The organism is Actinomadura sp. NBRC 104412 (assembly GCF_030269515.1).
GTDB lineage: Bacteria > Actinomycetota > Actinomycetes > Streptosporangiales > Streptosporangiaceae > Spirillospora.
The window spans coordinates 14,648-34,163 of record NZ_BSTM01000034.1 but is presented as its reverse complement, the minus strand read 5'-3'; the positions used below and the strand labels follow the sequence as shown (position 1 = coordinate 34,163).

The following is a 19,516-nucleotide window of genomic DNA, read 5'->3' as shown; positions in this document are numbered from 1 at the left end:
CGAGGCTACTGGCCTCCTGCCCAGGCCCGGTACCCGCAAAGACCATGATCCCCGCCATAACGGGCATCGTCCGGAGACGGTGAGGAGAAGCGCGACGACATCCAGGAGCTCAGCGACTCCGAACCCATGGTGGACGAGACGGTCCCCTATTATCTAACAAGCATCTGCTTGGTTACCGAAGGGACGCCGGATGGACCTCGTGATGTCGGAGGAGCAGGAGGAACTGCGGGCCGCCCTGCGGCGGTTCTTCGCCGACAAGTCGTCGCCGGCCGAGGTGCGGCGCCTCATGGAGACCGCCGAGGGCTACGACCCGGCGGTCTGGGAGCAGATGGCCGGGCAGCTTGGCCTGCAAGGGCTCGCGATCCCCGAGGAGTACGGCGGCGCGGGCTTCGGCATGCGCGAGGTGGCCGTGGTGATGGAGGAGATGGGGCGGAGCCTGGTGTGCGCGCCCTACCTCTCCAGCGCGGTCATGGCGGCGGGCGCGCTGCTGGGATGCCGGGACGAGGAGGCCAGGCGCGAGTTCCTGCCCGGCATCGCGGACGGGAGCACGCTGGCCACGCTCGCCTGGATGGACGGGGACACGTGGGACCTCGGCTCCATCGAGATGCAGGCCGGGCGCGACGGCGATGGCTGGCTCCTGGACGGGGCCAAGACCTACGTGCTCGACGGGCACATCGCGGGGCTCGTCCTGGTCGCCGCGTGGGCGGAGGGGGAACTGGGCCTGTTCGCCGTGGACGGGGACGCCCAGGGCCTGAGCAGAACCCCCTACACGACCCTCGACCAGACCCGGCGGCTGGCCCGCCTCGAACTCACCGGCGTACGGGCCCGCCTCATCGAGCCGGACGCGCGTCCGGTGCTGGAGAGGGCGGTGGACCTCGCGGTGGTCGCGCTGGCCGCCGAGCAACTGGGCGGGGCGCAGCGGACCCTGGACATGACCGTCGACTACCTCAAGGTGCGGCACCAGTTCGGGCGTCCCATCGGCAGCTTCCAGGCGCTCAAGCACCGGTGCGCGGACATGTTCGTGATGGTGGAGTCGGCGCGGTCGGCGGTATTGCAGGCGGCGGCGGTGGCCGGCGACCGGCCGGACGAGCTGCCCGCCGCCGCGGCCCTGGTCAAGGCGTACTGCTCGGACGCCTACTTCCACGTGGCGGCCGAGACCATCCAGCTCCACGGCGGGATCGGGTTCACCTGGGAGCACGACGCGCACCTGTACTTCAAGCGTGCCAAGGCGTCCCAGGAGCTGTTCGGCCCGCCCGCGCGGCACCGTGAAAGGCTGGCCCGCCTCGTCGGCATCGCCCCCTGATCCCCGCCTAGGATTTCGCGAATGCGGACATCCCCGGCAAGCGGCAGCATGTTCGGCCTCGCGTACGGCGACGCGCTGGGCGCCCCCACCGAGTTCCTGACCATGAAGCAGATCCGGCGCCGGTACGGCGAGGACGGCCCGCGCGAGCCCGCCGGGAACCCGGCCCTGGTCACCGACGACACGCAGATGGGGATCGCGGTCGCGCTCGCTCTGCTGGACGCCTTGGAGAACCCGCCGTTCACCCCCGATCTGATCACGCCGATGTGGCGCCGGCGGTTCATCGACTGGCTGGTCAGCCCCGACAACAACCGGGCGCCCGGCAACACCTGCCTGACGGCCTGCCGCGGTCTCCAGAACGGACGGTCCTGGCTTGAGGCCACCCAGCGCGACTCCAAGGGGTGCGGCGCCAACATGCGCGTCACACCGGTGGGCCTGGCACCCGGCCTCACCGACGAGCAGCGCGCGGGGGCGGCGCAGCTTCAGGCCGCGATGACCCACGGGCACCCGACCGGGCTGGCGGCCAGCGAGCTGACCGCGTTCACCGTGTGGTGGCTGCGCGAGGGGATGTCCCCCGCCGACCTGCCCGCGGCCCTGCGCGAACGCGCCAACGCCCAGCGCACCACGTATCACGGCCGCTGGCTCGGCGACCTGTGGCAGCGGCCTGCGGTCACCAGCCCGGAGGAGTTCATCGCCCGTGGCTGGGACGAATGCCTCGGCGTCCTCGACCGGCTGGACGCCGCGCTGGCACGTCCCGACAGAACGGCCGACCCGTGCGAGGCCACGGGCGCGGGCTGGGTCGCGGAGGAGGCGTTCGGCACCGCGCTGCTGTGCTTCCTGCTGTTCCCGGACGATCCCGTCGCGGCGATACGGCGCGGGGCGGCCAGCTCGGGCGACTCCGACTCGATCGCCTGCCTGGCGGGCGCCTTCGCCGGGGCGCACCTGGGCATGGACGCCTGGCCCGCGGAATGGGCGGGCCGGATCGAGTACGGGAACGTCCTCGCCAGGATCGGGAGCGCCTGGGACTAGGTGGCGGTCCAGCCCGTCCAATCGTCGATGAGGATGGCGATGACCGGTCCCTCGGGCGGGCGCTCACGGTACTGCCGGTAGCGGTCGGCCAGCAGGGCGATGGGCTTGGCCATGTCGCGCTCGTCCTCGACGATGCGGGCATGGCCGTCCACGCGGACCCACCACAGCCGGTCCCAGTCGTCCTCGTAGTGGTCGGCCAGCAGGCTCACCCGCGGGTTGGCGCGGATGTTGGCCAGGCGCTTGAGGTCGCGGGTCGACTTCGGCTTGTGGTCGATCGCGGTGTAGACGGTGCCCCTGCTCGCGGCGAAGGTGATCGTCACCAGGTGCGGTCGGCCGCGCTCGTCGGCCGTCGCCAGCCGGACGACCGGGACGGTCATCAGCCGGCGCAGCGCGTCGTCGGGTGCGAGCCGGGGCACGGCATCAGCCTAGGCCCGATAGCCGGGCGGGGTCAGGCCGCGCTCCACGACCCGCTGCAATTCCTCCTCGGTCAGGACGCGGGGTTCGCCGATCGCGCGGGCCTGGACGTAGACGGAGCACAGCCACTCCAGGAGGCGGGCGTTCTCGTAGGCGTGCTCCAGGTCGTGGCCGAGCGTCACGCCGCCATGGTTGGCCATCAGCGCGGCGTACATGTCCCCCCACTTGCCGCCTTGCAGCGCGGCACGCACGTTGGCGGCGAGCTCGGGCGTCCCGTACGTGGCGTAGGCGGCGACCTTGACCACGCCGCCGAGCGCCAGGGTGTTGTAGTGAACGGGCGGCAGCTCCGTCATGGTGGTCGCGACGACCGCGCCGTAGGTCGAGTGCGTGTGCACGATGGCGGTGGCGTCGCTGACCTCGTACACCGCCAGGTGCATCGGGGTCTCGGACGAGGGGGCACGCGCGCCGTCCACCACACGCCCGTGCTTGTCCAGGACGGGGCAGTCCTCCGGGGCCATCCGGTCCAGCATCATCCCGCCGGGCGAGACCGCCACCAGTTCACCGGCGCGCACGCTGACATTGCCACTCGACCCCATGACCAGGCCGGACGCCACCATCTTCCGGCCGGTCTCGCACAGCGCTGCCCGCTCGCGTTCCAAGAGCATGCGCACACGCTAAATCTTCTGGTGGCGGTCCTCCCAATAGGGGTCGCGCAGGAGGCGCTTGTAGAGCTTGCCGGTGGGCGTGCGCGGCATCGCGTCCACGTAGTCCACCGTGCGGGGCGCCTTGAAGCCGGCCAGGGACGCCCGGGTGTGCGCGATCAGCTCCTCGGTGAGCTCGTCGGACGGCTCGTAGCCCTCGTTCAGCTCCACCGCGGCCTTGACCTGCTCGCCGAACTCCTCGTCCGGGATGCCGAACACCGCCACGTCCCTGACCGCCGGGTGGGTGATCAGCACGCCCTCGATCTCCGCCGGGTAGATGTTCACCCCGCCGCTGATGATCATGTCGATGGCGCGGTCGGCGAGGAACAGATAGCCCTCCTCGTCCAGGTAGCCGATGTCGCCGGTGGTGAACAGGCCGCCGGGGCGGTGCACCGCGCGGGTCTTCTCCTCGTCGCCCCAGTACTCCACGTCGTCGCCGCTGGTGTAGCGGAACCAGATCTGCCCGCGCTCGCCCGCCGGGACCGGCTTGCCCTCGTCGTTCAGGATGTGCAGCTCGGTCAGCGGCAGCGGGCGGCCCACGCTGCCCGGCCGCTCCAGCCACTCCGACGCGGTGATCACGCTGTTGATGGACGCCTCGGTGGAGCCGTAGTACTCGTGCACGATCGGGCCGAGCCAATCGATCATCTGCCGCTTGACCGCCGGGGAGCAGGGTGCGGCGCCGTGCCACACGCACACCAGGCTGCCGCCGTCGAACGCGTCGCGGGTGGCCTCGTCCAGCCTCAGCAGGCGGACGAACTGGGTGGGCACCAGATGCAGGTGAGTGATCCGGTGCTCGTCGATCAGGCGCAGCGTCTCGGCCGGGTCGAACGAGCGGCGCATCACCACCGGCCGGCCCATCAGCAGCAGCACCAGCGACCACAGCCACTGCGCCGAGTGGTACACCGGCCCGACCAGCAGCGACCGCCCGTTCTCGGGGATCAGCAGGATCTCGGCGAACACCGCGCCGATCAGCGCGCCCGTCTCGATGGGGATGCCGGGCGCGAGCTGCTTGCGGCTGACGCCCTTGGGCCGCCCGGTGGTGCCCGAGGTGTAGAACATCGGGAAGCCCATGGTCTGGTCGTCCGGCTCGCCGTCCGGGCCGGACGCCAGGAACTCCTCGTACGGCGTGAACCCGTCGATGCCGTCGCCGATCGCGACCTTGGCCAGCAGGTCCGCGCCCTTGGCCGCCTCCCCGGCGACGCCGCCGAAGGCGTCCTCGGAGAACAGCGCCTTCACCTCGCCGTCCCGCAGGACGTAGCGCAGCTCGTCGGCCGTCCAGTGCCAGTTGACCATCACATAGCGCAGGCCGATATGGCCCGCGGCGCACATCAGCTCGAAGTGCTCGCGGCGGTTGGCGGAGTGGATCGCGATCGCGTCGCCGGTGACCAGGCCCAGGCCGCGCAGCGCGCCGGCGAGCCGGTCGGTCCGTGCGTTCAGCTCGCGCCAGGACGTGGCGCCGCGCTCATCGGTGATGGCGGGTTCGTCGGGACGGGCCTCGGCATGCGGTCGGAGCAGCTCGGCCATGTGCGGACCTCCTGGAATGCCGCGGGCGTTCAGAATCCGGACTCTAAGCGGCGATCAACCGGAAGACCACATCAACGAGAAAATTGGAATAAAACGCGGAATGGCCCCCGATGCGACCGCGCCGCCACATCAAGGGCCATGTCCATCACCGTAGACGCTGTCCGCGTCCGGCCGGTTTCCCTTTCGTTACAGGTTTCGCACCAGATATGCCTCAGTCGCCCCGTCTGCCCCACTGCTTCGCCTGGTTCCCAGAACCGCCTCGGCCGCGCCGACCAGCTCGGCGAGGCGCAGCACCTCGGTGCGGTGGAACGGCGGTGCGCCGGTGCGGGCGACCACCAGGACCAGCCGGGAGCCGGGAGCCGCCTCGATCGGGCACAGCGCGTACTGCGTCCCGTCCTCGGCGGTGAACGCGCGGGCGCGCAGCGGCTCCAGCGCGGGCAGGACCAGCTCGCCCAGGCCGCCCACGCTGACATGGACGAGCGCGGGCTTGCCCCCGCCATCGGGCGCTGGCTCGGCCAGGACGGCCCAGTCGGCGCTCAGCAGCGCCGGGACCGCGTCGGTCAGCGTCACCGCGCCGCGCTCGGGGTCGGCGGCGAGCTGCCCGATCAGCGCCGCATCCGGGTAGGCGCCCTGCGGCTCCTCGGTCGGCCAGATGCCCACGATGTCCACGCCGGGGACGGACGCCAGGCCCTCCAGCAGCCGGTCGATCCCCGCCCCGGCGGACCAGGCGACCGTGAAGTCGTCCAGCGCCCGGCCGTTGTCGCGTTCCAGCACCGCCATCTGCGCCACGTTGGCGCCCGCCACGCCCAGGATCCGCGCCACCTTGCCCAGCGACCCCGGGCGGTCCGGCAACCTGACGCGAATCCGCAGCAACATTTGCGCACCTCCCGGTGGTTCCCGCACTCTTGCACCAGATGTCCCTTACGCTCCGACACCGGCGTTTCCATCGTGTTACCCCGTCATGTCAACGTAGAGAAACCGAAGACTGGCGCCCGAAGCGCGTTTCCGGGCTATCCCGGCAGGGGGCGGGACGTTAGGGTTACTGCACGTGTCGAGCGCCCCGGAAAGCCGAGTGAGCGAGGAGCCCGCCTCGGGCGGCGAACCCGCGCCCTCCCCCGTTCCCGGTGGGGAGCCCACGCCCGCCGGCACCGCCGAGATCATGGCGGCACTGGCCGAGCTGACCCGGCGGCTGGACCGCGAGCACGAGCGCGCCGCCCACCGCGAGCGCGTCATCGACCGGCTGCACGAGGAGAACCAGGCGCTGCGCCGCGGCGAGCTGCAATCCGCGCTCGAACCCGTCCGCGCCTCCCTCTACCGGCTGCACGACCTGGTCAGGCGCGAGGCCCGCCGCTGGGCCGAGCTGCTGGACCGCCCCGAACCCCCCGACCCCGCGCACGCCGCCGCGCTGCTGGCGGCCCTGGCCGACGAGGTCGCCGACGCCCTGGAGCGCACCGGCGTCCGGCGGTTCACCGTGGAGCCCGGCGAGCCGCACGACGCGGCGCGGCACCGGCCCGTCGCCGCCGAGCCGGTCACCGATCCCGCCGCCGCCGGTACCGTCCTGGCCGTCCGCAGCGACGGCTTCGAACGCGACGGCCGGGTCGTCCGCAAGGCCGAGACGGTCGTCGGGCAGATCCCCGGCGACCCTCCGATCGCCGATCCCGTCCCGTCGGGAGGGTCAAGTGGCCTGCGCGAGAACGGCCGAGGCGAGACGATGAGACCCAGGCCGTGAAGCCTGGCACCCCCGCTGAGCCATGATCAGGTGAGAGGGAGGCACCCTCCCCCCGCCGCCCATCGAGAGCAGGAAGGGAGCGAGCGCGAGCACCGCCGGCCGCGGGCCGGGGCGCCGCGCGACTCTGATGGCCGTCTACGGGATCGACCTGGGAACCACCTACTCCTGCATCGCCTCGATCGACGAGGTCGGGCGTCCCACGGTCCTGCGCAACCTGGAGGGCACCGACACCACACCGTCGGTGATCTACTTCGAGAGCGCCGACAACGTCGTCGTCGGCGCCACCGCCAAGGACACCGCCGTGCTGGCGCCCGACCGGGTGGTGAGCCTGATCAAACGGGACATGGGCCGCGACGTCAAGCGCACGATCGGCGGGTTCGACTACACGCCCGAGGAGCTGTCGGCGTTCATCCTGCTGAAGCTGGCGACCGACGCCCGCACCAACGACGGCGAGGAGGCGCGCGACGTGGTGATCACGGTGCCCGCCTACTTCGGCGCCGCCGAGCGCGACGCCACCCGCAAGGCGGGGCGGATCGCCGGGCTGAACGTCATCGACATCATCTCCGAGCCGATCGCCGCCGCCATCACCTACGGGGTGCTCAACCCCGAGACCGACCGCACCATCCTGGTGTACGACCTGGGCGGCGGGACCTTCGACACCACCGTGATCGCGCTGCGCGGCGGGCACATCGAGGTGGTGTGCACCGACGGCGACCACGAGCTGGGCGGGGCCGACTGGGACGCGCAGATCGTGCTGTACCTGGCCGAGCGGTTCCGCGCCGAGCACCCGGACGTGAGCGACCCGCTGGACGACAAGCAGACCGAGCAGCAGCTCCGCCGGGACGCCGAGGACGCCAAGAAGGCCCTCACCACCCGTACCTCGCACACGGTCCGGGTGATGCACGACGGCCGGGTCGCGGCGGTCGAGCTGACCAGGGAGAAGCTGGAGGAGCTGACCAAGGACCTGCTCGACCGCACCATCGAGATCACCGGCCGCACCCTGGCGACGGCCGCCGACAAGGGCGTCCACGACTACGACGACCTGGTGCTGGTCGGCGGGTCCACCAAGATGCCGGTGGTGGCGGCGCGGCTGGAGACCGAGCTGGGGCTGCGCCCCCGGCTCCAGGACCCCGACCTCGCCGTGGCCAAGGGCGCGGCGCTGTACGCGTTCGAGGAGACCTACCGGCGGCTGCTGGCGGCGGGCGACGCCGACCGCGCCGAGCAGATGGCGGGCAAGGCGGGGCTGTCGGAGCGGCAGCAGAAGCAGATCGCCGCCCGTAAGATCAAGACGGTGGCCTCGCACGCCTTCGGGATCGTCGTGGTGGACCGCGAGACCGCCGCCGAGCACGTCGCGCACCTGGTGCACGCCAACGACGAGCTGCCCGCCGCCCGCACCGAGGACTTCTTCACCGTTTACGACGACCAGACCTCGGCCGACATCCGGGTGATGGAGCAGGCCGGGAGCGTGGAGTCCATCGAGCTGATCGACAACACCGAGATCGCCACCGGTGAGATCCGCGTCCCGCCCGGCAAGAAGGCGGGCTGGCCGATCGAGGTGACCTTCGCGCTGGACGCCTCGGGGCTGCTGAACGTGACCGCCGTGGAGAAGGAGACCGGCGAGCGGCTGGAGCTGAAGGTCGACGTGGGCGGGATGTCGGAGGAGGAGGTCGAGAAGTCCCGCAAGGCCCTCTCCCGGGTCCAGGTCACCTGATCCGCTCTCCCCATGGATGACCGCGTGAAGGGCCGCGAGCGGATGGACGCGGGCGGCCCGCGTGGCCTGGACGCTCTCTACCAGGCGGAGGTGCTGGAGCCCGCGCGGGCGGCGGGGGACCAGCCGCCGGAGGATCTGCGGGTGCGGTACGCGCTGCCCGATCCGCTGACCGCGGCGGCGGTGGCCGCGCGGGTGAAGGAGGTGCGGCAGTGCTGGCGGCGGGCGCGCGGCCAGCTCAAGTACCGCAAGCTGATCGACCGGCTGGAGGCCGAGCACCGGGAGCTGGCGCCGCTGTTCGCGGCGGCGGAGCGGGGCGACCTGGGGCCGCTGAACGAGCGGCTGCGCGGCGGTGAGGAGCGGACCCGGGCGCGGCTGGCGCAGGCGCGGGCGCGGCTGGCGGACGCGGCGGGCATGCTGCGGATGGTCACGCCGGGCGAGGTGGACGCCATCGCGCGCACGTCGGGGGTGACGCGGGCCGAGCTGGAGGACCTGGCCCGCTCGGACCGCATCGACGTGCGGGAGCCCGATCCGCTGCCGGCGTCGTCCCCGTACCCGGCGTACCGGAAGGTGCGGGAGTCGCTGGACGTGCTCGGCCGCCGCCATCTGGCGCACTTCATCTTCGGGGGGCGGCTGCGCGGCCCGATGCGGGTAGTGCGCGGCTTCGCGGCGCCGGGGCCGGGCGGCGAGCCGCTGCGGCTGGACGAGGCGGCGGTGAAGGCGACGGCGGCGGCGTGGGCCAAGCGCAGCCGCGACACGAGCACCACGCACGCGGACACCGTCCTGGCGGCGCTGCGGTCGGGCGCGGACCTGAACGAGCTGGTGCGGTACGACCTGGTCGAGCGGCTGCGAGAGCGGCTCAGGCAGCGCGCCTCGGAACGGGCGCTGCTGAGGCACGCCCTGGAGGACCTGGACGTCGACCGCGACGACGGCCTGAGGCTGGTGTTCGCCGTCCTGCGCGAGACCGGCCCGGACGGCGGCCTGGCGGGGCGCCTGCGCGCGCTGCTGGACGCGGGCGAGGTGTACGCGGCGGCGGAACTGGCGGAGGCGGCGCAGGTCCCGTCCCCGCAGGCGGGCGAGGAGCCGGACGACACGCAGATCCTGGCGGCGGAGGCGCGGCGCCGGGTCGACACGGCGGTGCGGCTGCGCGAGCACGCCGTGGCCGCGACCGATCCGGACAGGGCGTGGCTGCTGCTGGCGGACGCGCTCAAGCTGGTCCGCGACCTGCCAGGGGCGCGCGATCACATGTCGCGGCTGCCTCCGCGCCCGGTGCCGTCCGTGCACGCGGAGGCGGACGGCTCGGCGGTACGGCTGACGTGGGAGCCGTCCCCGTCGACGGCCGGTGAGGTGGGCTACCAGGTGGTGCGGCGGCGCGAGCGGGCGCCGCGCGGCGCGGGCGACGGCGAGGCCGTGGCGGGGCGGCGGGACGACCGGCCGCCCGTGAACGTCCCGCTGTACTACGGGGTGGTGGCCTTCCGAGGCGAGGCCGCGGCGGCCCCGGCCGTGGCGGGGCCGGTCGTGGTACGGCCGGAGCCGGGCGAGATCGAGCTGATCCCAGGGGACGGCCAGGTGACGGGGCGGTGGCGGTGCCCCGCCGAGGCGGTGCGGGTCCAGGTCGTCCGGGACGGGCGCCCGGTCGCGGCCACACGTGAGGGCTTCCAGGAGAAGGTCCCCAACGGCACGACGCACCACTACCGGATCTCGGCGGTCTACCTGGACGCCGACGGCAGCGAGGTGACGACACCGGGGGTGTTGTTGCCGGCGCGGCCGAGCGCTCCGCCCGTCCCGGTGTACGAGCTGGACGCCGAGCCGGACCCGTCCGATCCCGGCCTGCTGCGGGTGCGGTTCGAGCGTCCACGGCACGGCATGCCCGAGCTGGTGATGCTGGACCGGTCGCCGCCCTGGCCGCGCAGCGCGGTCGTTCCGCTGGAGGAGGTGCGCGCGGCGAGCCGGCGTCTGGGCGGCACGCCCACGGAGGACGGCCTGTCCGTACGCCCGGGGTCGGGTGGCTGGCTGCTGGCGGTGACGGTCGCGGAGGGCCTGGCCGCGATCGGCGCGTACCACCGGCACGTGCATCTGCCGCCGCCACGGCGGCTGGTGGCCGAGCGGAGGGGCGCGTACGTGCACCTCGGGTTCGACTGGCCGCAGGACGTGGCCGAGGTCGAGCTGACGTACCGGATCGGGACGGGGCGGCCCGATGAGGAGGGCACGGTGGAGCGGGAGGTCGTCAGCCGCGCCGCCTATGACACCCAGGGCGGGATCCGGGTGCCCGTGCCGGAGGAACTGCCGGTCGAGCTGTCGGTCGCGTCGGCGGGAACGGCCGGCGGGACGCGGGTCAGGGGCCGCGCGGTGACGGCCGAGGTGGGCGCGCGGGTCCTCGTCCACTACGACGTGGAACGCACCGGCCCGCCGTGGCGGCGTGCCCTCACCATCCGGCTGACGTGCGCGCGCCCGGTACGGGTGCGGCGGCTGACGCTGGTACGGCGGGACGGGCGGATCATGCCGCACAGGCCCGGCGACGGTGAGACCATCGCCGACTGGGAGCAGGTGCCGGTGCCGGGCGAGCTGTCGGTGTCCCTGCCGAGGTCACAGGCCGGGGGCGCGGGGGGCTATTGGCTGCGGTGCTTCGCCGAGGATGATGTCATCGAGCTCCGCGACCCGCCGGTACGCCGCTTGCGGGTCGCGAGATGACGGACGGGGACATGACGGAGCGGCATGGGAAGGGGTGGTCGCGATGTCGCTGACGTCACGGGTCCCGCTGCCTCGCGTGCGCGCCCGGCATGGGTTGACCTGCCCGTACTGCTTCGCGGTCGTGGCGCCGCAGCGGATCCCGTTCCGCTGCCGTGGGCGCGTGGGCCGCCGTCCGGGGTGCGAGCCGGAGCTCGACCACAAGCTCGCCGAGTACCTGGGGTCGGCGGCGGGCGCGTCGCTGCCGCCGGTGTTCGAGGCGCGCGTACGGCGGGGCACGGCCCGCGTCTCCCGCCCGCCGGGGAGGGCCGACTGTCCCGGCTGCGGGCAGGTGACGGGCAACCGGGTCTGCCCCGAATGCCACAACCCGCTGCCGTCGGCGTACGTGGACTCCCCCGGCCGGATCGTCGCGCTGGTCGGCGCCAAGAACGCGGGCAAGAGCACCTACATCGCCGTACTGCTGCACGAGCTGATGAACCGGGTCGGCACCGAGCTGGACGCCTCGCTGGTGGCCTGCGACGACCGGACGATCGAGCGTTACAAGCGCGACTTCGCCCGTCCCCTGCTGGAGCAACGGCGGCTGCTGCCCACCACCGCCAGCGCCGCGACCGGCCCGCGCGAGCCGCTGGTCTACCTGCTCACCCGCACGCGCCGCTCCCGGGGGCTGCCGGTGCGGACGCGCGCCCGCACCGACTCGCTCGCGCTGGTGCTGTTCGACACCGCGGGCGAGGACCTGCGCAGCCGCGAGGTCCGCGACCTGCACCTGCGCTATCTGGAGGCGGCGGACGCGATCATCTTCCTGGTGGACCCGCTGGAGCTGCCGGGCGCCGCGTCCGCGCTGGCGGACACCGTGACGCCCGGCTCCCCGGCCGACGATCCGGACAGCGAGCCGATCAACATCCTCGCGCGGGTCACCGAGGCGCTGCGGCAGCGGCACGGCACCCGTCCCGGCGACCCGCTGCCGGTGCCGGTCGCGGTGGCGCTGACCAAGATCGACGTGCTGCGCCCGGCGCTGACGCGGCAGTCGGCGCTGCACCGCTCGCGGGACGGCTCGGGCGTCCTGGACCTGGACGACAGGGAGGCCGTGGACGCGCAGGTGCGAGCCCTACTGCACGAGTGGCAGGCCGGGCAGCTCGACATCTACCTCGGCCAGCAGTACGCCGACCACGCCCTGTTCGGCATCTCCGCGCTGGGCGGCGTACCGGAGGACGGGCGCGTGGGCGCCGGGGGCGTGCGGCCGTACCGGGCCGAGGACCCGCTGCTCTGGCTGCTCTACAAGTTCGGGATGCTCGACGGGGTCAGGCCCGGCACAGGCACCGGCGGCAAGGGAGCGGCGTCTCCCCTCCAGGGAAGGTGAGGGCGGCGGCGTGGCCTGGCAGCTCCACTACACCTCGACGCGCAGGGGCCCCACGGGCCGGGCGGGGTTCCAGTTCGTCGCCGAGACGCCCGGGCTGCCGGAGGGCGCGCGTGCCGGGGTGACGCCGTACCTGTCGTACCGTCCCCCGCCCGGCGCGCCGCTCTCCCCCGAGGCGCACGAGCTGGACCGCTTCCCCGTGGCCCTGCTGTACGACCGGGTCGCGGGACGGCCGTTGCTGCTGCGCTGCCGCTATCTGGGGCGTGACTACTCGGGGCGGTACGGCAACTTCTTCGCGCACGCGGTCGTGGCGGAGGAGGAGGAACTGGAGGGCCTGCGTCCCGCCGAGCTGTGGCACGCCCCGCTCTGGAACGACGGCCCCCTGGACGGGAACGGCGCCGCGCTTCCCCTGCTGGAGGAGTTCGCTCCCGGCGCGGAGTCGGATCCCGAGTTTCTCGCCGAATGGCTGGCGGGGCAGGGCAAGGACCCTTACGGGCTGCTCGCCGGGCTGATGGACGCGGTAACCGAAGTGCTGAAAGACGGCCATGGCCGGGTCGTGCTGGTCGCCGACGACGTGGAGCCGATCGCCCGCTGGATCGCGGTGGTGTCGTACTCGCTGCCGGTCGCCGCGGCGGCGGGGATGTCGTTCGTCACCTACAGCGCCGACCCGGACGCCGCCGCCCAGCGCCTGGTCGGCACGACACCGGACGTGTGGGCCTCGTCCCAGCGGCAGGCGGGGCACGCCTTCCACCTGGACGAGGGCGGCTCCGGCGGGCACGCGCCGAGCCGCCACGCGCCGAGCCGCCACGCCCGGACGGTCGCGGCCTGCTGGCGCGAGTTCGACTTCGCGGGCCTGGACGCCCTCGCCGAACTGGGCGAGCTGGGCGGGCCCGGGGAGGCGGCCACGCTGCTGTCGCTGTGCCGGGGCGACCGGACGGTGACGGCCGCCGAGGAGGCCGCCGTCGTCCGGCTGGTCGAGCGGTACGGCGAGCGGATCCCCGGCTGGGTGTGGCGGGAGCTGGCCGGGAGCGGCGCGCCGATGGGCCTCGACCTCGCGCTGGCCGTGCACGCGAGGGTGGGCGACGGCACGTCCCTGGCGGCGGCGCTGGAGTCGGCGCCGGACCTGGCCGCGGTCGCCCGGATCGCCGAAGCGGGAGCCGATCCTCCCGGGATCCGGGCCGCCGCCGCGCGATGCGTCCGCGAAGGCGGGGCCGGTGACCTTCCCGCCGCTCTGGCCCGCGTCTCCGGGGCCTCGCGCGGGCCGCTGCTGGAGGGTGTGCTGTCGGGCCTCGCGGAGGCGGATCCGGGCGTGCGGCGGGCCGTCCTCACCGGTCCCGCCTGCGACGCGCTCTACGCGGAACACGGGCCTCTCTTGGCCGTCCCGTCCGTGGCGCTGCCCGTGCTGGTGACCGTCGCCTCGCGCCATCCGGGACGCAGGGTCGCGGTGACCGCGGACCTCCTTGCCCTGCGGCCCGCCGATCCGGCCACCGACGAGTCGGCACGCGCGCTGGCACGGGTCTGGACGGAGCCGCCGTCAGCGGCCGACTGCCTGGCGTTGATGGACGCCCATCCCGGCGCCTTCGGGCCGGGAGCCGCCCTCGCCGGGCTGCCGTCCCGCACGTTCGCACGCATCGCCGCCGGAGGGCACGCGGCGCTCTGCGCGCCCGAGACGCAGCGGCTTGTCGCGCGGGTCCGTACCGTGCGTCCCGACCCCGGAGGCGAGTCCGCGCGGGCCGCCGTGGCGGTCGGCGCCTACACCGACGCGGTCACGGCGCAACGCCCGGAGCGCACCGCCGAGGCGCTGGCCGCCCTCACCGGCTCCGGCGCGGCCGAAGGACTGGTCGAGGACGTGCTGTCCACCGCCGCGCGCCGCCTCGCCGCCTCACGCGAGCCGCCCTTCCGCGCGGCGCTGCTGGCGGCCGTACCGGCCGGGGTGCGGTCGCGGCTGGGCGCGCTGTGGGCCGCCGGGCTTCCGGGACGCGCCCGCTCCGGCCGGTCCCCGGTGCGCGCGGCCGAGCTGGCGCAACGCAACGAGCTCATCGAGGTCGTGCTGCGCCTGCGCCTGCTGGGCGCCTCCGAACCGGCGCTGGAGACCTGGGCGCGGTCGGCCGCCGGGCGCTGGCTCTCGGCCCGCATGCTGGACGCGCACTTCTCAGGCGACCCGAGGCTGCGCGCCGCGCTCAAGGATCTCATCGCCGAGGCGCGAGGGCGGGGTGAGTGACCGATGCACCCCATCGTCGTCCTCGTCCTCGCCGCCGCCTGGGTCGCCGTCATGTGGCTGGGATTCACGGTGGTGTTCCCCGTCCTGTTCCCCGCGACGCTGGTCGTGGCGGGCGCCGCCGCCCTCGGCCTGTACTACGTGCACGCGTGCCGAACGCTCGCGCCGTCCACGGTCAAGGGACCCTCCCCCGTGGCCGAGCCCGAGATCTCCTACCGCCACTACCTCATCTCGCAGGTCTGGCGTGACTGGTGGACCATCACCCGTACCGTCGTCCCCCGCGTCTGGACGGCCGCGTCCGGCATCGTCGTCGCCCTCACCCGGACGCTTCTCGGCGGACCCTGGGGGTTCTTCACCTTCCCCCTCTGGGCCGCCCTGTGTGCGGGCATCGCCGCCGCCGCGATCCCGGCCGCCGTCATCGGGGTGGCGCTCACCGTCCTGTACGGGGCGGTCGCCGCGATCGGCCTCGCCGCCTGGCTGGTCTGCGTGCTCGTCCTGGCCGCCGTGGAGCGCCTCTTCATGGCGTACGGACGCATCCTGCAAACCTGCCCGCACCCCTTCTGCTACGAGAAGATCGCCCTTCCCGTCTACGAGTGCCCGAGATGCGGGGCGCACCACCCGCGCCTCACCCCCGGGCCCGCAGGCGCCTTCCGGCACGTCTGCCGCTGCGGCGCACGGCTCCCCACCACAGTCTTCCTCGGTCGCTTCCGCCTTGCCGCGTACTGCCCCCGCTGCCAGGGCCGCCTGCCCGAGCGCATCGGCCGCGTACGCGTAGAACCACTGCCGATCGTCGGAGGACCGGCCGCGGGCAAGACCACGTTCATGGTGCTCGGCATCCGCGCCCTGCACGCGCGTGCGCAGTCCCTGGACGGGCGCCTGACCTTCGTCGAGAAACGACACGCCGACGCGTACGCGAGGCTCATCCAGGAGTTCCAGCACGGCGGCCGTCCCGCCAAGACGGGACCCGAGTTGCCTTTGGCCACCATGGTCGACCTGGACCTGCCCGGCCGCGCCCGCCGCATCCTCTACTTCTTCGACCCGGCCGGGGAGCACTACACCGGCGCGACCGAAGTCGAGTCGCTCCGCTACCTGGACCACGGCGAAGCGCTCCTGTTCGTGGTCGACCCGTTCGCCCTCCCCCAGGTGCGCCGCTCCCTCACCACGGAGGAACGGGTGGAGGTGGACGAGGCCGCCGCGTCCTCCGAGGAGGACCCCGCCGACACCCTGCAGCGCGTCCTGAACGAACTGCGCTCCCGCCCGGACAAGGGTCACCAGAAACGCGTCGCGGTCGTCGTCACCAAGACCGACCTGCTCACCGGCACCGAGATCGGCCACCTGCCGCCCGACCCGTCCGAGAACGACCTGCGCGCCTGGCTCGACGGCACCGGCCTCGGCAACGCCGTCCGCGCCCTGGACCAGACCGCCGGAGAGGTCCGCTACTTCGCCTCGGGCCTGACCACCAGCCCGTGCGCGGTGGCCGACCTGCTCATCTGGATCTCCGGCCTGCCCCCCGAGCCCCGCCAGGACGACGCCGAGCCGGCCTCCGAGGACCTTCCGGGCACGGCCCCGCTGCGCGCCCCCTGGCCGGTGCGCGGGCGCGACGCCACCCGCGTCCCCGCCGGTTACCAGGCAGGCCGCTGGGCGGTGCTGGCGGGCCTGTCGGTCCTCACCATCGCCACGCTCACGGGCGCCATCGTCACCGCCGCGACCCGCTTCCACCCCCCGTCCCTCCCGACCTTCCCGCCGTTCTAGGGCCGCTTGGCCCAGAACGCCCGGCGGTAGGCGCGGCTCGGGCGCATCGCTCATGCCCGCGACCAGCAGGCGGTCGCCGCCCGGGCGTCCCCTTGCGTTTGCTGCGTTTGTTTCGCATACTGCGAATAGGTGAACCGTAGGGGGCCGTATGACAGACGTCCAGGTCAGGCGCATAGAGCCGGGCGCGATCGACGCGGAGCAGGCTGCTCGAGCCGTCCAGAGGATCAAGGCTTATCTTCAGCGGCATCCTGACGAGCAGGCCATCAGAGTGCAGGCCGAAGTCGGCGGGGAAGAGGCCCTTGTCCTACCTCGACGAGCGGTGAGCCTGCTCGCCTACGTCTTGTCCCAGGCTGCCGCCGGGCGAGGGGTGTCGGTGATGCCATCGCACGCCGAACTGACGACCCAGCAGGCGGCGAACATGCTCAATGTCTCGCGGCCATACCTGATCGGGTTGCTGGAGACGGGAAAGATCCCCTACAGGCTGGTCGGGCGGCACCGCCGCATCAGGTGGGACGACCTCATGGCCTTCAGGCGGGAGAGCGAGGCGCAGAGCCGCGCCGCCGCCGACGAGCTCGCCGAACTCGGCCAGGAGTTGGGCATCTGACCATGACGTTCGTAGTGATCTACGACGCCTGCGTCCTCTACGGCAATACGCAGCGCGACCTGCTGATTCGTATCGCCCAGTCAGGTCGGGTCCAGGCCAAATGGACAAACGCCATTCTCGATGAGGTGCAGGAAAATCTGGCCGCCAACCGTCCCGACATCCCGACGGAGAAGCTCACCAGGCTCCGCAACCTGATGAACAAGGCGGTCCCCGACGTTCTCGTTGAAGGGTACGAGCCGCTCATCGAAACGCTGAAACTGCCCGACCCGGAAGACCGGCACGTCCTGGCCGCCGCCATCAAGTCTCAAGCGCAAGTGATCGTCACCTCGAACCTCAAGGACTTCCCGGCTGACCTGCTCGCGGCTTGGAACGTGGAGGCCAGGAGCCCGGACGACTTCGTACTCGACCAGATCGACCTCGACGACCGGGTCGTCTGGGCGTGCGTCCAGCAGATCGTCGACTCACGAAGCAACCCACCGGAGACGATCGAGGATGTGCTGGACGCGCTGGAACGCGCCGGCCTCGTCGAGTCCGTCGCGGCTTTGCGGACCCGGGGATAAGCCACGGCACGGCCGCCGACGCCGAGTCGCTGACCGTGGCTCCCGGTCCGCCACTGGCCACCGCTCAGATTCGGAGGCCGGGGACGCCCCACGGCCATCTGGGTACGCATTCGTGGGAGCGCGCGTATTCCCTCGCTGAGGGTGATGTGACGCACCCCACTGCCTGACGCGGCAGATAACGGATCGTCATCCTGTTGCAGCCGGATGGATTCTCAGGCGTGACAGAAGGGGGCGGGATGGTGGCACCTCCAGGGGGCGTCCTGGACGACGCGGGCATGGATCTGCTGTTCCGGGAGGCCCACACCGCCAACGCCTTCACCGATGAGCCGGTGACCGACGAGCAGCTACGGGCGATCCACGACCTGGTCAAGTGGGGTCCCACCGCGATGAACAGCCAGCCGCTGCGGCTGGTGGCGGTGCGTTCACCGGAGGCCCGGCGGCGGCTGGTGCCGCTGATGTCCGAGAACAACCGGGAGAAGACCGCCAAGGCGCCGCTCACGCTCATCGCCGCCGCCGACAGCGACTTCCACGAGCATCTGCCGGTCACGTTCCCGCACCGGCGGCGGGCGCGTGACTCGCTGGCCGCGTTCCCGGGACGGGAGGGCATCGCCCGCTTCAACGCCAGCATCCAGCTCGGCTACCTCATCGTCGGCATCCGGGCCGTCGGGCTGGCCGCCGGCCCGATGGCGGGCTTCGACGCGGAGGGTGTGAAGAAGGAGTTTCTCGCCGACACCAACCGGCACCCCATGGCCGTGGTGAACATCGGCCGGCCCGCCCCCGGAGCGTTCGCGCCCCGCAACCCCCGCCTGGAGTACGACCAGGTCGTCACGACGATCTGATGACACAGGCAGTTCCCCGCGCCGTCTCCGAGGCCGCGCCCGCCGAGCCGGGACGGGCACGGCCGTGCCGATGGCCGCCGCGCTGACCGTCGCCGCCATCCTGGCCGTGACCCTGCTCGCACGCCGGGGCACCGGAAGGGTTGCTTCACGAGACTGACCCGCCGTACGGTCGTGAGGTGATCGTCAGAATCGGCCTGGCGCCGGCGCTCGGCACCGCCCCCGACGGTGAGCGGCTCGCCGAGCTGGCGCGGGGGCTGGAGCGCGCAGAGTTCGACTCGCTGTGGGTGACCGAACGCGCCACCGGGCCCATGGGGGATCCCGTCGTGACGCTGACCTACGCGGCGGCGCTCACCCGGCGGATCAAGTTCGGCACGGCCGTCATGGCCCTGCCCGGCCGCCCGCCCGCGCTGCTCGCCAAGGAGCTGGCCACCCTCGACCTGCTGTCCGGCGGGCGGCTGCTGCCCGCGTTCGGCCTCGGCATCCGGGACCCGGGTGAGCAGCAGGCGTTCGGTGTGCGCAGGGAGGAGCGCGCGGCCATGTTCGAGGAGGCGCTTCCCCTGCTGCGGCGCCTCTGGGCGGAGGACGAGGTCACCCACCACGGGACGTACTACCACTACGACGGGCTGCGGCTGCGTCCCAAGCCGGGCAAGCGCGGGTTCGACGTGTGGATGGGCGGCTCGTCCGACGCCGAGCTGCGCCGCACCGGGCGGCTGTCGGACGGCTGGCTGGCCTCGCTGACCACCCCCGCCGAGGCCGACCGCGGCCGGCGGCTGGTCCAGGAGGCGGCGGCCGGGGCCGGACGCGAGATCGAGGAAGAGCACTTCGGCGCGGTCGTCTCGTACCGGCGCGGCCCGCTCACGCCCGAGGCGGAGCGGCGGTTCGCCCGGGTGCGGCGGGTGCTCGGCCCCGCCCCGCCGGACGAGGTCATCCCGAGCCTGGAGAACCTGGAGACGCACCTCAAGCGGCTGATGGAGGCCGGGCTGTCGAAGTTCGTGCTGGTGCCGCCGGGGCCGCCGGACGACTGGGCGCGGGAGCTCGCCGAGCTTCGCGACGCCGTGCTGCATCTCCAGACGCGACGGAACACGTAGGAGGCGCG

Annotated in this window: 16 protein-coding genes; 12 read left to right on the top strand and 4 right to left on the bottom strand. The window is 73.1% G+C overall.

Going from position 1 to position 19,516, the window contains the following annotated elements:
- Positions 1-190: 190 nt before the first annotated feature.
- Together QSK21_RS30515 and QSK21_RS30510 are read left to right on the top strand one after the other, a co-directional pair.
- Entirely contained in the window at positions 191-1,303 is a 1,113-nt protein-coding gene (locus QSK21_RS30515) for an acyl-CoA dehydrogenase family protein (protein WP_285700936.1), read from the top strand.
- A 21-nt stretch (positions 1,304-1,324) separates the two neighbouring features.
- Positions 1,325-2,329, top strand: coding sequence for an ADP-ribosylglycohydrolase family protein (locus tag QSK21_RS30510; RefSeq protein WP_285700935.1), 1,005 nt, complete (start codon positions 1,325-1,327; stop codon positions 2,327-2,329).
- Here the strand turns inward: QSK21_RS30510 and QSK21_RS30505 are convergent.
- The 4 genes from QSK21_RS30505 to QSK21_RS30490 all read right to left on the bottom strand — a co-directional run bounded on the left by QSK21_RS30505 (position 2,326) and on the right by QSK21_RS30490 (position 5,844).
- Entirely contained in the window at positions 2,326-2,745 is a 420-nt protein-coding gene (locus tag QSK21_RS30505; RefSeq protein ID WP_285700934.1) for a TIGR03668 family PPOX class F420-dependent oxidoreductase, read from the bottom strand. The genes QSK21_RS30510 and QSK21_RS30505 overlap by 4 nt on opposite strands.
- Positions 2,746-2,754: 9 nt before the next feature.
- Complete coding sequence (locus QSK21_RS30500) at positions 2,755-3,408, bottom strand: class II aldolase/adducin family protein (protein ID WP_285700933.1); 654 nt, start codon at positions 3,406-3,408, stop codon at positions 2,755-2,757.
- 9 nt (positions 3,409-3,417) lie between these two features.
- The gene (locus QSK21_RS30495) at positions 3,418-4,968 is read right to left on the bottom strand and encodes an AMP-binding protein (protein WP_285700931.1); all 1,551 of its coding nucleotides are present in this window, start codon (positions 4,966-4,968) and stop codon (positions 3,418-3,420) included.
- Between the two features lie 186 nt (positions 4,969-5,154).
- Positions 5,155-5,844: an ACT domain-containing protein gene (locus QSK21_RS30490; RefSeq protein ID WP_285700929.1), complete on the bottom strand. Its 690-nt coding sequence runs from the start codon at positions 5,842-5,844 to the stop codon at positions 5,155-5,157.
- 196 nt (positions 5,845-6,040) lie between these two features.
- Here QSK21_RS30490 and grpE point away from each other — a divergent pair, with 196 nt between their 5' ends.
- From grpE to QSK21_RS30440, 10 genes are all read left to right on the top strand, one after another.
- Entirely contained in the window at positions 6,041-6,697 is a 657-nt protein-coding gene (gene grpE, locus QSK21_RS30485) for a nucleotide exchange factor GrpE (protein WP_285700928.1), read from the top strand.
- A 127-nt stretch (positions 6,698-6,824) separates the two neighbouring features.
- Positions 6,825-8,408 (top strand): Hsp70 family protein, encoded by a 1,584-nt coding sequence (locus tag QSK21_RS30480; protein ID WP_285700927.1) that lies wholly within the window; start codon positions 6,825-6,827, stop codon positions 8,406-8,408.
- Between the two features lie 12 nt (positions 8,409-8,420).
- Positions 8,421-11,096, top strand: a complete 2,676-nt coding sequence (locus QSK21_RS30475; RefSeq protein WP_285700925.1) for a SaeA-related protein — start codon at positions 8,421-8,423, stop codon at positions 11,094-11,096.
- Positions 11,097-11,139: 43 nt separating this feature from the next.
- Positions 11,140-12,450: a TRAFAC clade GTPase domain-containing protein gene (locus QSK21_RS30470; protein WP_285700924.1), complete on the top strand. Its 1,311-nt coding sequence runs from the start codon at positions 11,140-11,142 to the stop codon at positions 12,448-12,450.
- A gap of 10 nt (positions 12,451-12,460) precedes the next feature.
- Positions 12,461-14,668: a GAP1-N2 domain-containing protein gene (locus QSK21_RS30465; protein WP_285700923.1), complete on the top strand. Its 2,208-nt coding sequence runs from the start codon at positions 12,461-12,463 to the stop codon at positions 14,666-14,668.
- Between the two features lie 3 nt (positions 14,669-14,671).
- Positions 14,672-16,417 carry a TRAFAC clade GTPase domain-containing protein gene (locus tag QSK21_RS30460; RefSeq protein WP_285700922.1) on the top strand — a complete coding sequence of 582 codons (1,746 nt, stop codon included), beginning with the start codon at positions 14,672-14,674 and terminating at the stop codon, positions 16,415-16,417.
- 148 nt (positions 16,418-16,565) lie between these two features.
- Entirely contained in the window at positions 16,566-17,021 is a 456-nt protein-coding gene (locus QSK21_RS30455) for an excisionase family DNA-binding protein (RefSeq protein ID WP_285700921.1), read from the top strand.
- A gap of 2 nt (positions 17,022-17,023) precedes the next feature.
- Positions 17,024-17,581: a PIN domain-containing protein gene (locus QSK21_RS30450; RefSeq protein ID WP_285700920.1), complete on the top strand. Its 558-nt coding sequence runs from the start codon at positions 17,024-17,026 to the stop codon at positions 17,579-17,581.
- Positions 17,582-17,817: 236 nt separating this feature from the next.
- The gene (locus QSK21_RS30445; RefSeq protein WP_285700919.1) at positions 17,818-18,420 is read left to right on the top strand and encodes a malonic semialdehyde reductase; all 603 of its coding nucleotides are present in this window, start codon (positions 17,818-17,820) and stop codon (positions 18,418-18,420) included.
- Positions 18,421-18,596: 176 nt separating this feature from the next.
- Positions 18,597-19,508, top strand: a complete 912-nt coding sequence (locus tag QSK21_RS30440) for an LLM class flavin-dependent oxidoreductase (RefSeq protein ID WP_285700917.1) — start codon at positions 18,597-18,599, stop codon at positions 19,506-19,508.
- Positions 19,509-19,516: the final 8 nt, after the last annotated feature.